General features: G+C 54.7%; 10 protein-coding genes. 5 read left to right on the top strand and 5 right to left on the bottom strand.

Features of this window, described 5'->3' with window-relative positions; translation table 11 throughout:
* Positions 1–44 precede the first annotated feature (44 nt).
* The 3 genes from SH248x_RS10185 to motA form a co-directional block, all read right to left on the bottom strand.
* The gene (locus tag SH248x_RS10185; protein ID WP_459558432.1) at positions 45–551 is read right to left on the bottom strand and encodes a DinB family protein; all 507 of its coding nucleotides are present in this window, start codon (positions 549–551) and stop codon (positions 45–47) included.
* A 60-nt stretch (positions 552–611) separates the two neighbouring features.
* Positions 612–1,313, bottom strand: a complete 702-nt coding sequence (locus tag SH248x_RS10180; RefSeq protein WP_459558431.1) for an OmpA/MotB family protein — start codon at positions 1,311–1,313, stop codon at positions 612–614.
* 232 nt (positions 1,314–1,545) lie between these two features.
* Positions 1,546–2,406, bottom strand: a complete 861-nt coding sequence (motA, locus tag SH248x_RS10175) for a MotA/TolQ/ExbB proton channel family protein (RefSeq protein ID WP_459558430.1) — start codon at positions 2,404–2,406, stop codon at positions 1,546–1,548.
* 466 nt (positions 2,407–2,872) lie between these two features.
* Between motA and clpB the strand changes: the two genes are divergently transcribed.
* From clpB to SH248x_RS10155, 4 genes are all read left to right on the top strand, one after another.
* Positions 2,873–5,488, top strand: a complete 2,616-nt coding sequence (gene clpB / locus SH248x_RS10170) for an ATP-dependent Clp protease ATP-binding subunit (RefSeq protein WP_459558429.1) — start codon at positions 2,873–2,875, stop codon at positions 5,486–5,488.
* 831 nt (positions 5,489–6,319) lie between these two features.
* Positions 6,320–7,318 (top strand): DUF1559 family PulG-like putative transporter, encoded by a 999-nt coding sequence (locus tag SH248x_RS10165; protein ID WP_459558428.1) that lies wholly within the window; start codon positions 6,320–6,322, stop codon positions 7,316–7,318.
* Positions 7,319–7,362: 44 nt separating this feature from the next.
* Entirely contained in the window at positions 7,363–7,752 is a 390-nt protein-coding gene (locus tag SH248x_RS10160; protein ID WP_459558427.1) for a hypothetical protein, read from the top strand.
* A 57-nt stretch (positions 7,753–7,809) separates the two neighbouring features.
* The gene (locus tag SH248x_RS10155) at positions 7,810–10,041 is read left to right on the top strand and encodes a G8 domain-containing protein (protein WP_459558426.1); all 2,232 of its coding nucleotides are present in this window, start codon (positions 7,810–7,812) and stop codon (positions 10,039–10,041) included.
* 338 nt (positions 10,042–10,379) lie between these two features.
* Here SH248x_RS10155 and SH248x_RS10150 read toward each other — a convergent pair whose 3' ends face one another.
* Positions 10,380–11,372: a fatty acid desaturase family protein gene (locus tag SH248x_RS10150; RefSeq protein WP_459558425.1), complete on the bottom strand. Its 993-nt coding sequence runs from the start codon at positions 11,370–11,372 to the stop codon at positions 10,380–10,382.
* A gap of 612 nt (positions 11,373–11,984) precedes the next feature.
* On the opposite strand from SH248x_RS10150, the gene SH248x_RS10145 reads away from it, so the two are divergent.
* Complete coding sequence (locus SH248x_RS10145) at positions 11,985–12,779, top strand: EAL domain-containing protein (protein WP_459558424.1); 795 nt, start codon at positions 11,985–11,987, stop codon at positions 12,777–12,779.
* Between the two features lie 65 nt (positions 12,780–12,844).
* Here SH248x_RS10145 and SH248x_RS10140 read toward each other — a convergent pair whose 3' ends face one another.
* Positions 12,845–13,174 carry a hypothetical protein gene (locus tag SH248x_RS10140; protein WP_459558423.1) on the bottom strand — a complete coding sequence of 110 codons (330 nt, stop codon included), beginning with the start codon at positions 13,172–13,174 and terminating at the stop codon, positions 12,845–12,847.
* Between the last annotated feature and the right edge of the window lie 81 nt (positions 13,175–13,255).

The raw sequence follows: 13,255 nt of genomic DNA, 5'->3' as shown, positions 1-13,255 counted from the left end.
ATGATGATGCGACCTCTCGGCCGCCTCTGGTCATGCCAGCGTCCTCACTTACCCCCCGGCCCCTCATCCCCACTCGGCCCGTACGCCGCTGGCACCTTCGCACCTAGCAGTCGCAGATACACTCCCAGCTGACCCCGATGGTGATACGTGTGGTTCAAGAGCACATTCCGAATCACCCCCGACCGCGGCATTTGCATGATGACCTGATCACCCGCCTTCATGCACCACATCTCGCTCATTTGCGCATCCGTGATCGTCGGCAGCAAGTCTTTGACCATCACGACGTTCTCATCAAACGTCTTGAGAATCTGCGCCACGCTCTCCGGCTGCGGGCGTGGCGTGCCAAAGCTCGGCGCAGGGAACTCATCCATCAGAGACATCTTCGTGACCGGCCCTGGGAACATCGCCATGTGCAGCGCGAGTTCCCCGACTGACATCGACTTCTCGTGTGCCTTCCAGGTCAACTTGTCTTCCGGGATCCGTTCGAGAAACTTCCGGGTGACCTTGGCTTCTTGTTCGAACTCAGCCAGAAAAGTAGACGCAATCGACATCACAATGCTCCATGAAAACTTGAAAGGAAATTGACCTCTCAAGTTTATCTCATAGAGACATCAGTTCACAATCACATCCGTCGCGAACACCTCGACTGAGTAAAACTTCTGTTCGACATCCTCAATCACTTCATCCAGCACCGGCTCCTGTCGGCCATCCTGCGACATCAACAGTCGAGATGATTCCAACCCGCATTCGATGAGATAGTTTCTCGTCGCCAGGCACCGCGCGTAACTTAACTCACCACCATCTTTGAACGCTGCATCCGGTTTCAATGGACGTCGTGGAAAATACCCTCGAATCTCGACCTGATTGAACTTGCCCGCCAGCAGCGGAATCATCAGCTTGAGACGTTTCTTCGACCCTTCATCCAGATCCGCAGACGCCTCCGGAAACGTCATGACCGTCCCCAGGCTCCTTGAATCAAACCGGTCCCGGTTAATGATCATCTTCGGCGGCGTCACCGCAGCAACCCCGCGCGGGTTCAGCGGCGCATTACTTCGCAGCTCTCCCATCGCTAGTCCCTTACCGCGTCCGAGTCCACCTTCGTGCAACCCGATCGTAATCGAGTCATGCGGCCCCTTCAGTGATGTCGAACGCACGCCGCGATTATTCCCCGTCGGGTCTTCAAAATACTGCGCGACTGCTTCCTTGACCGACTTATCTTGAGCCGTCAGCCACATCACCATGAAGAACGCCATCATCGCCGTCACGAAGTCCGCATACGCCACCTTCCATGCACCACCACCTTTACCCGCCATGTCTTATTCCATCCCTTGAATTAAATGTTTGAGTTCCTTCTCCCCTGGGGAGAAGGTGGCCGAGTCTTCGAGGTCGGATGAGGGAACTCTGCGAAGTTGCAAAAGCCCCCAACATCGTCCCTTCTCCCTTGAGGGGAGAAGGTGCCCGAAGGGCGGATGAGGGTGAGCGCAAGGCAAGTGTTCGCGAACGATTCTCTAACAAACTTCAGGCACTCTCTCTCTCAACCAGAGATCAAGCCGCCTTCTCCGTATCCTTCAGAATCGCATCCAGCTCTGCAATGCTCGGACGGAACACCGTACTGATCCCCCGTCGTGCAGACTCGAGCGACTCCTTCGGCTGGTTCGTTTCCGCATAGCTCGTCAGAACATTCGCGATCGTGCGATAAAATCCGGACTCCTCGGCCCCGATGAATTCCATCCGCGACGCCAGCGGCGCGATGAACCCATACGACGCCAGAATTCCCAGGAACGTACCGACGAGAGCTGCACCCACTTTGTGACCGATCTCTTCGACCGGCCCATCGATGTGGGCCATCGTAATAACGATCCCCAGCACCGCCGCGACGATCCCGAACCCTGGCAGACCGTCCGACACCTTCGACAACACGCCGACAGCTGCATGGTGTTCTTCTTCGCGGATATGGATCTCGGTCTCGAACCGCTTGGCAAGCTGCTCGTGATTGATTCCTTCCACCAGCGAAGAGAGTCCTTCGCAGATGAACTGCGAGACGTGGTGGTTGTTCATGATGAGCGGATATTTGCTGAAGATCGCGCTGTGGTGCGGATCGAGAATGTGTTTTTCCAGCGAGAGAATTCCATCGCGTCGTGCTTCCCGGAAGATGTCAAAGCAGAGCTTTAATAACTCCTGGTAATGCTTCTTCGTAAAGGGCGACCCTTTGAATGTCCCCAGGATCCCATGGATGACGTCCAGAATCACCTGCTTGGGTGACATGATGATCATCGCCCCGAGGGCTGCCCCCCCGATGGTCAACACCTCGGAAGGGTGAATCAACGCCGCGACATGGCCCCCCGCCCAGGTGAACCCACCCAGAACGCAGCCAATGACGACGATAAAACCAACAATCACGATCATGTGATAGAACCCAGGAGATTAGCAGGCCGGCATCCATTGAGCATCAAAAAGGCATCGCCGTCCCTGCGAAAGTCCTTGTCATCATCCTCATCTTGCTCGACATTCCGACCCCCGTACGTCCACTCCAACGCCCACCACCCCGCCAAAACTCACAGTCTCGACTTGCAACAAACCACTTAGGCAAACTTTGCGTCATGTACCGCTCCAGGCGAGCGGGGGGTGTCAACCCCCTGTCCCTTGTGCGCCCTGCGACCATCACCACTATCGAATACGCGAATCTCTGGCTCACATTTTAAGGATGAACCCTCTTACTAAAACCTTTCCCTGTCACAACAAATTTGGTCCGCAACTTGCATTTATCTGCTTTACCCGTACAGACTGCCAATATGGCGACTGTGTCGGTCTGACAGAATCGCCTCGGCGATACAAGCCCCCGCCCTAGACGCGGAAGAAACGGAGCCTATCTATGCCCATTCAATTCGATAAATTCACTGTCAAAGCCCAGGAAGCCACCCAGCGCGCTCAGTCTCTGGCTGAGTCGCAGGGGCACCAGCAGCTGCTGCCGCTGCATCTTCTTTCGTCTCTTCTGAATGAAGATCAGGGGATCGTTAAGCCTATTATTCAACGCATTGGGGCCAATCTGACCCAGCTGTCCACCATGGTTGATAGCGAGGTCAGTCGGCTGCCCAAGGTCTCGGGCTCGAACGTTCAGACGGGTGCCAGTCCGGTGATCGTCAAGGTCTTCGAGAAGGCTCAGGACCTCGCCAAGCAGATGCAGGATCAGTTCGTTTCGACTGAACACCTGCTGCTTGCTCTCACTGAAGTTGATGACCAGGCCAAGCGCCTTCTCCAGATGAACGGCGTCAATACGGCAGACGTTCAGCAGTCTCTCAAAACTGTCCGAGGATCCCAACAAGTGACCGACCAACATCCTGAAGACAAATACCAGTCTCTTGAGCGCTATGGCAAAGACCTTGTCGAGCTGGCCCGCGCTGGCAAGATCGACCCGGTCATCGGTCGCGATACGGAGATTCGTCGCGTCATTCAGGTTCTCTCCAGACGTCGTAAGAACAACCCCGTGCTCATCGGCGAGCCGGGGGTTGGGAAGACGGCTATCGTGGAAGGGATCGCGCATCGGATTGTGATGGGGGATGTGCCGCAGAACCTCAAGGACAAGCGCGTGATCGCGCTCGATATGGGGGCGCTCATTGCGGGTGCCAAATATCGTGGGGAGTTTGAGGATCGACTCAAGGCGGTGCTCAAGGAAGTTGAAGCTTCTCAAGGGCGGATCATTCTCTTCATTGATGAGCTTCACACCGTTGTGGGTGCGGGGGCGTCGGAAGGGTCGATGGATGCTTCCAATCTGCTCAAGCCTGCTCTTGCTCGTGGAGAAGTTCACTGCGTTGGTGCGACCACGATTGATGAGTACCGCAAGTACATTGAGAAGGACCCTGCCCTCGAAAGACGGTTCCAGCCTGTCATGGTGGGAGAGCCGAATGTTGAAGATACGATCTCGATTCTGCGTGGACTCAAGCAACGCTATGAGTCGCACCACGGGATCAGGATCACCGACGATGCGCTCATCTCCGCGGCGACTCTCTCGGATCGTTACATCAATGACCGCTTCCTGCCGGATAAGGCGATTGACCTTGTGGACGAAGCTGCGTCTCGATTGCGGATGGAGATTGATTCCATGCCCGCTGAGGTCGATGAAGCGACGCGCGAGCTGACCCGTATGCAGATCGAGGCGGCTGCGCTTTCGACGGAGTCTTCGCCCGATTCCAAGGAACGTCATGCGGATCTCAAGAAGAAAATCGCGGACCGTGAGGAAGAGGTGAACCGCCTCAAGACGCGTTGGCAGAACGAGAAGGATGCGCTGTCCGGGTTCAAGCCCCTTCAGGAAAAGATCGATCAACTTCGCAGCGAACGCGAGCGGGCCTTTGGTCGCGCTCAGCAGACGAATGCGAACGAGGACTACATGAAAGTCTTCGAGATTGAGAAAGAGCTGAAGTCGTCCGAACAGAAGCTCAACGAGATTCAGTCGAAGCTCAAGGAGCTGGAGTCGACAAGCGAAGAGCGTCTGCTGCGTGAGGAAGTGACACCTGAGGACATCGCGAAAGTTGTTTCGCAATGGACCAACATCCCGGTCGCGCGGATGCTGCAGACCGAGCGGGAAAAACTTCTCACGATGGAAGATGCGATTCACCGTCGCATGATCAATCAGGAAGAGGCAGTGACGGCGGTTTCCAATGCCGTGCGGCGCTCTCGATCTGGGATGCAGGATCGCAACCGTCCGATCGGCTCGTTCATTTTCCTTGGCCCTACGGGGGTGGGGAAGACCGAGCTGTGCAAGGCGCTTGCGGGGTTCCTGTTTGATGATGAGCGGGCGATGATTCGGATCGACATGTCCGAGTTCATGGAACAGCACTCGGTCGCGAGACTGATCGGGGCTCCTCCGGGTTATGTCGGGTATGAAGAAGGTGGCCGCTTGACGGAAGCGGTTCGTCGTCAGCCCTACTGCGTCCTCCTTCTGGACGAAGTGGAGAAGGCACATCGGGATGTCTTTAACGTCCTGCTGCAACTCCTGGATGATGGTCGTCTGACGGATGGGAAAGGTCGGACGGTCGACTTTACGAATACTATCGTCGTGATGACCAGTAACCTTGGGTCGCAGGCGATCATGCAGCTCTATGGGACCGATGAAGAGTCGGAGATCCAGAACCGGGCGATGGACGCGCTGCGTCATCACTTCCTGCCGGAGTTTATTAACCGGATTGATGAGGTCATCGTCTTCCACCCGTTGGGTCGCAAGGAGATCCGTCAGATCGTCGACCTTCAGATTGCCCGTCTCCAGAAACAAATGCTGGAGCATGGTTACACCCTGGAAGTCACCGAAGAAGCCAGGACTTTACTGGCTGCTGAGGGCTACGATCCGAAATACGGAGCACGACCTCTCAAGCGCGTCATCCAGCAACGCCTGCAGAACAATCTGGCGAATGCGTTACTGGGAAGCGAGTTCGAGGACGGTGCGACGATCACGGTTGATAGTCACGGGAACGAGTTTACGTTTACCGCGAGTTAGTTGTGTCGAACGGAAGTCTTCACCACAGAGGACACAGAGTTACGCAGAGGCACACAGGGAAGACCAGCCCTTCTTCTCTGTGAGACTCTGTGTAACCCTGTGACTCTCTGTGGTGAAATTTCTTTTGAAGGATGGCTTTCAAGTTTGTGTTCGAGTGAAAAATCCCCCGGAGTCATCTTCTTGATTTGGACTGCTTGCAGGTTAGTTGGTTAAAGGTGATGCCTACTGGAGCCTCCGACTGGCGTTCTTGCTGCTCGGGCTCGGTTCGGCTGTTGATTCCATGCCTTCCGTTGCTTTTCATCCTGAATGCTTACGGGGTCCAGCGTCGCCTTGCGGTTTGATGCGCAGGTTGGGCTTGAATATGGAGAGTCACGGGCATGGGGACTCCAGGGGGGAGATCGTAATTGGTAATTAGGAATTGGTAATTGGCCGGAAGGGAGGCGCCGGAGAAGAGGGTGTGCACGGGCCTTTCTTCTGGGGGCTTTGTTCTTGTGGGGTTTAGTTTGCTGTTTGGGAAATGGGGGTTCAAGGGGAAAATGGTGGGGAGAAAGCAGACAGTCAGTTTATTAAGTCGGGGGGGAGAGCGGGCTAAGGGATTGGCAATGGTTATTCGAGGAGTGATCTGGCGAGAATGTCGTCGCGGCTGACGAAATGTTCGCCGGTTTGTGTTCGGGATGGCGGAGATCCTGCAGGAATCGTCGCTGAACTCGTGGGGAAATGATGGAAATCCTCTTCGGGTATGGGCTTTGCTTTGTAAGCATCCGCTCGTTTGAATTGGTCGCGTGATCACTGCTGGTGATTGCGCAGTTTTTTATCAGGGTTCTCAGCTCTATGACATGTTGCAGTCGACGCGGATTTACGCTCATTGAACTTCTTGTGGTCATTGCCATCATTGCTACTCTAGTGGCAATCCTATTGCCGGCTGTGCAGCAGGCCAGAGAAGCGGCTCGGAGGTCGTCGTGTCAGAACAATCTCAAGCAGCTGGCGCTTGCGCTGCATAACTATCACGATGTCAATAACTGCTTTCCGCATGCGCGTCTGTCGTCGTCGCCGAAGTATGGACAGATGGTGGCGCTCCTGCCTTATATCGAACAGGCTAATCTGGCAGATCTATTCAATGAAAAAGCAGCGGGAGGGTTTGCAGATCCGGTGAACCAAGTGGTGGCGAATGCTCCGGTGACGATCATTCGATGTCCTTCGAACCCGGTCGATGTGCTGATCAAGATGCGAAGTTCCAGTAGCACCGGGTCGAGCTATGGATCGTTCATTACGGCGACCGGTTCGACGACTGATCCAAGCGATCCGAACATCATGACGGGGCGTGGTAACGACTACTGGGTCAACCATGCGATCAGTTCCTCTGCATATGCTCTCTACCAGGTTCCTGCTGCGTCTCCATCTCCGATGATGAAAGCAGGTTCGCCTCCCCGGATGCGGAACGTGACTGATGGGTTATCGAACACATTAATGCTCATGGAGCATGCTGGTTATGACGTCCACTATGTTCGTGGAGTCGGGATGCCGATGCCGGATTCGGATCGAACGCTGGATCAGCCGGGGGCGTGGGGGACCTGGCTGGGCTGGTGTGCATTTCAGTTACAGACCTATGCGAACTACTCGCCTGCCACTTATCCAACGACGACCTCAACACCTGCAGGAAATGGCTGTACAATCAATTGCAACAACTCGCAGGGGATCTTTGGATTTCACCCGGCGGGAGCCAATGTCGCGATGGGTGACGGGAGTGTCCGGTTTCTTGCACAAAATATGTACGGCGGAACCCTGATGGGACTTGCGACGCGCGATGGTGGAGAGGTTATTTCAGAATGATAAGAACAACTGTCCTTCGAGTTTTTGCTTGTGTGTCGATGCTGATGACTGCTGTTCTTGCCATCAATGGGTGTAGCCACGCGCCTGATGTCTGTGATGTCAAGGGGACGCTGCTCATCAATGGCAAACCGGCTGGCGGCGTGTATCTGGTCTTTCATCCCACGACTGTCCCGAAGGATCAGAAAGAACTGGTCGAACCGACTTCGATTCGTACAGCCGATGATGGGGCATTCTTCTGGCAGTTCACACAACCGGGCGAGTATGGCGTGACGATGTTCTGGCCGAGTGTGAGAAAGACTCCTGATGAGATCATTGAAGGTCCGGATCGCTTCAATGGGAAATTTGCCAGGAAGACTTCGCCTGTGACTTCAGTCCGCATCAAGAATGGTGAGAACTCACTTTCTCCGATTGAGATCAACACAAAACGCTCGTAGTTCTATTTTCAAGCAGCCCGAATCGCCCTTTCGGTTTTCTTCAAAGGATCACCCAACGTGACCAATATCGTGCATGTGCTGTCGCTTTTCCTGATGCTGAGCTGCCTGTCAGCGACTGATACGTTCGCGAATGAGCCAGAGACTGTTCGTTCGAAGCAGTCAGGTCCCTGGTCGTCCAAAGAGACTTGGGATCTCGGACGAGTCCCTTCGACAGGTGATCGTGTCATTATTTCGCCGCAGACGCGGGTGACTTATGACATCGAATCGAGAGATGTCATTCGGCTGGTGCAGATTGTCGGGACGCTGGAATTTGCGAGGGATCGTTCGACTCAACTGAATGCGGGGCTGATCAGTCTTGTCGATGGAGTCGAGCCAACTGAGGAGGGCTTTGATTGTCACTTCACGCCGCCTGTACCCGCTCCGGATAAGGCACGCCCGACATTGCTGATTGGCGAACCCGGGAATCCCATAGCCGCTGAGCATACTGCGACAATTCGTCTGCATTATGTCGAAGGCATGAACAAGGAGTCGTGCCCTGCCCTGATTAACTGTGGTGGACGGATGGAGATCCATGGAACGCCGATGCGGAGTACGTGGGTCAAGATGAAGAAAACAAGTGATGTCGGTGCGACTTCGGTGACGCTGATGGAATCCGTGGACGACTGGAGCATCGGCGATCAGGTCATTGTCACCAGTACTACCGAGCAGAGAGAGAAACGGCGAGGACAAAGTGGCGGATTCCTGGATCGCTCTCAAACGGAGACTCGCAGGATTACCAAGATTGGCAACAAAGATTTTACTGGCGGATATTCGCTGACCCTGGATCGTCCTCTCACGTTCGAGCACTATGCTGATGGCGAATTCTGTGCGGAGGTCGCGAACCTGAGTCGCAATGTTGTTATTGAGTCTGCACAGCCGGACGGCGTTCGGGGTCATACGATGATTCACGTCAATTCTTCAGGGGCGATCAGTTATGCGGAGTTTCGTCATCTTGGTAAGGAAGGAGTTCTTGGTCGCTATAGCATTCACTATCACCTCTGCGGAGACACGATGCGTGGCAGTTCTGTCATCGGTGCTTCGATCTGGGATAGTCACAATCGATTCTTGACGATTCACGGGACGGATGCGCTCGTGGTGCGTGACTGTGTTGGTTACAAGAGCATTGGCCACGGCTTTTTCCTGGAAGATGGGAGTGAGATCAATAACGTGATCGATCACAATCTTGCGGTGACGGTCGCTGCTGGTGTTCCACTACCGCAACAGGTCATTCCCTTTGATCCGAATCGTGGCGCGGGGTTCTGGTTTGCAAATTGCCAGAATGTCTTTACGAGAAACGTCGCCGCGGAGTGTGCCGAGTATGGCTATCGTTTCGACTGCAAGAAGACAGAGACTTTTGACCCTGTACTTCCGATTCGACAGGGTGATGGAACGACCAAACTGACTGACACTCGTACGATGCCTTTCATTCGATTTGAAGGCAACGAAGCTCATACGATGCGTTTTTTCTGCCTCAATTTGCGCGGAGTCACACGTCCTGAAGGCGGTGGGCTGGATATCTACGATCAGAATGTGACGCTTGCCAAGGAAGCAGCGGAGGGGATTCCTGCTCCGGGGTATCCATTCTGGATACGTGACTTCAAATGCTGGGAAGCCAACTGGGCCATTCACCTGGGAACAACGGGAGTCTTTGTTGACGGGCTGAATGTTTACAAAGCCGATGTTGCGTTGTGGCGATCGATCATGGATGGGTCTGGCTATCGACGCATGAAGACCAATGAAATGAGAGTGAATGATATTCACAATCCATTGAGTATGGGACTGGTTGCTTCGGAATCGGATGCCAAGGAGAAGGGGGTCTTTCGTGGCGTCTCCAGTTTCAAAGATGACAAGCCGCCGACGACGATCGTGACCTCGGTTGTTCGTGACGGGAACATCCTTCGCATCGAAGGTTCGACGGCAGATACGAGCGATCTTAAATTTGTGAAAGTGAATGGACGCCCGGCACGTTCGACTCGTGGCAGTTTTGCAGAATGGTCTGCGACAGTTGAAGCACCGGCATCCGGTCCGTTTGAGATTGTCGCCTGCTCAGAAGACGTTAATGGATTTGCGGAAATCTATCCGCACCGAATTCAGATCATTCCCCCGACGAAGACCAATTCGGCTGGAACGCCAGCGATCCAGTTGACATCAGATGTGAAGGTCGGGCCGACGACTTCGCCAACGGTGTCTGATGGAGGGCATCAACATGATCATGCTGGACATGATCACAAAATGATGCATCGGCGGTAAACATGCTGTGACAATGTTTGGGCGGGATGGGGGTACTCCGGAGAGGATTGACCCTCGTACGCCTAAAGAAATAGGCTATTTTGAATCATGCATCCCGGTTCGGCATGAGCATCGTTAGTGGTACCGGGGTGGAAACATTGGGGAGCATTTTTGTCGATGTGGCAAGCAGTGCACCGGTTGGCTGCTCGAAGAGCACTGGCATAGCCAGTGGCACCCGGCGGCCTGATTGTTTCAGCGACTACCGTTCGACTATTCATCATGCAAGTAAACGTCCATCGTCGATTTGGTGCGGTTTGGGGGCTCACCGGGACCCTACCCCTACGAAAGCATTTCGGCACTCATGCCGCGGGGCGGGTTAGTTCTTTTAGCAGGCTGGTTAGGGAGGGGGTGATGTGGGCTCGGTGGGCGTAGCCGGGTTGGGACATGAGTTCGGTGTGGAGTTGGGGGAGGTGGTAGTAGGGGACGCTGGGGTAGATGTGGTGTTCGAGGTGGTAGTTGACGTGTTTGGGGAGGATGAAGATGCGTTCGAGAAGGTTGGGCATGGTGGTGCGGGTGGAGGCGTAGGCGTCGTTGCTTTCGGGGAGGCCGCTGTGTTCGGCGATGATGCGCAGGTGGTTGATCGTCACGTACCAGGTACACAGCGGGACGATCCAGTAGAGGAAGACTTCTTTTTCGATGCCGAGGCTGAAGGCTGCGGCGGCGATGGCGGTGTAGAAGGCGATTTGGCAGGCGACGGCGAGGGGGGCGCGTGAGGTCCACATTCGTACGGGGAGCATGGCCAAGTAGATGAGTCCCATGGCTCCGCTGAGGTCGAACAGAATGACGGCGGCGAGCTTCGCGGGGGTTTTGGGGAAGGTCCAGAAAGGGGTGAGGTCGCCATCGGGGGTGTGAGTGCGGTAGACGGGGCGGTTGCCGTCGCGTTCGGTGCCGAGGTGGCTGTGGTGTGGCCAGTGGAATTTGCGGAACCACTCGACGCTGATGAGCACAGGCCAGGCCAAAAGCAAATTCGAGATGGCGTCGTTCCAGAAGCGGTTGCGCGTGAGGCGGTAGTGAGTTGCTTCGTGATTGAGGATGGCGAGTGCGTGTTGTCTGGCTCCGATGTAGGCGACGACGACGACGTAGAGTGCAGGATGCCAAAAGTTCAATGAGAGCCAGATGGCAGCGGCGATGCCGAGCCATTCGATGGCGATCCCCTGCCCTGTTCGCCAGGGGCTGATTTTGGAGAGCTCGCGCAGGCGTGCGGGGGAGATGCGGTCTGGCCATTCGCCTGCGAATTCATCGGTCTGTCGCGGTCGGTGTGATGGTCTCGTGTGTGTCTCAATGGTGGTCATGGGAGATCTCTCGGAAATCGTCTCGGGTGCGAACATCCTCCTCAGCCCTAGCCCCTTGGTCGGCGCCTCAACTCGGATACTCCATAGCAGCACGAAAGGCCCACCGACGTCAACCCGAGCTTGCTTAATGAGTCGTGTTGAGGGGTAAAACCAGTGCGGATTTCCTGCATAATTTGTGGCGAATGGTTTTTCCAGGGATTTTTGCTGACGATGTGGCATGACGTTGATTGTTGCTCGTGTATTGCCTCGCAAGCAGGAAGAGCACTGGCACAGCCAGTGGCACCCGGAGCAAGCTGGGGAAGAGCATTGGCACAGCCAGTGGCACCTGGAGCACGCTGGGGAAGAGCACTGGCATAGCCAGTGGCATCTGGCACCCGGCGTGTTGTTGGAGTGTGCTCGGATGACCTCACTGCTCGCCAAGGAATCAGTTCGACAAAGGCACAATCGTTGCATTTGTCATAGCCTTACAACGACTGTCGGGAATCTTGTCGGAACTCAAGATGACACAGTCTGCGTCCGATACTGACGATAGGTTTCCAATGGCACCTTGGCGTATTTTCATCGCGGGACCTTGATTGTGTTTCTTATCACATTCCCCACACTGGATTCACCGTGAGCACGATCTGTCCCCAGGACGTACGAGATGTCAGCTGTTCTGATTGTCAACAAGCGACTGGCCTGGGCTTCGATTTTACGATGGCGTTTCAGCCGATCGTGAACATCGAGACCCGTGAGGTGTTTGCCTACGAGGCCCTCGTTCGCGGTAAGAATAACGAATCGGCCTGGTCGATTATTCAGCAGATCACGGAGAAGAATCGCTATCGGTTCGACCAGACCTGTCGCATCAAGGCGATCAAGCTGGCGTCGAAGCTGGGCATTTCCTGCTTCCTGAGCATCAACTTCATGCCCAATGCGATTTATAACCCCGAGATGTGCATCCGCACGACGTTGGAAGCCGCGAAGCACTTTGAGTTTCCGATTGAGAAGATCATCTTCGAGTGTACCGAAGGTGAGAAGATCGAGGACCAGATGAAGCTGCGCGAGATCATCGAGTATTACAAGCAAACCGGCTTTAAGACCGCCATTGATGACTTTGGTGCTGGCTATTCCGGGTTGAATCTTCTGGCGGAGTTTCAAACCGACCTGGTCAAGCTGGATATGGCTTTGATTCGAGACATCGACACCCACCGCTCGAAGCTGCCTATTGTGCGAGGCATGCTTCAGGTCTGCGACGATCTGGGAATCGAAGTGATCGCTGAGGGGATTGAAACTCACGGCGAAATGCGCGTGCTGGAAGACCTGGGGGTGAAGCTGTTTCAGGGTTATTTGTTTGCGAAGCCGGGGTTTGAATGTTTGCCGGCGATTACCGGCTGGAGTGAGGTTGGCGTCAAGGAACTTCAGGCGTAGTTGAGGATAATCAGCTTTCGGTCTGGCTTGAAGATGCTGAGTCGGATCGAACGTAGTGAAAATATTTACGAGTGCGGTTCCGCCAGATCGACTTGATTGTCCTGCATTGTCGCGATGTTGCGTCGAGTTGCTTTCCAGCTGTAACGCATGTGCATGGCCATCAGAAGACCGGAAACCAGCCACGAGACGAGAAAGCCCAGCAAGAAAAGTTTCCACCCGTACCAGCCAACGTACGGCAGTGCCACCACGAAGCGGAGCATTTCATTCCATTTGTCGGGCCACAGTGAAACGACGACATAAACGACGGTGACGGGACCAAAAAACGACACTAACGCGGCGATGAGATAGAACGTCGCGAGTCGATTCAAGTGACGAACGCCGGGATCGATTTTCAAGCTATCACTCCAGTTCGCTGTTCTGTCTTCGACGGGTGACACTGACTGTATCCGTTCAGAACGTGAGAAAATGTTATGCTT

Origin of the sequence: Lacunimicrobium album (assembly GCF_052161635.1) — a bacterium.
GTDB lineage: Bacteria > Planctomycetota > Planctomycetia > Planctomycetales > Planctomycetaceae > SXPC01.
This window is presented reverse-complemented; position numbering and strand designations above follow the sequence as displayed.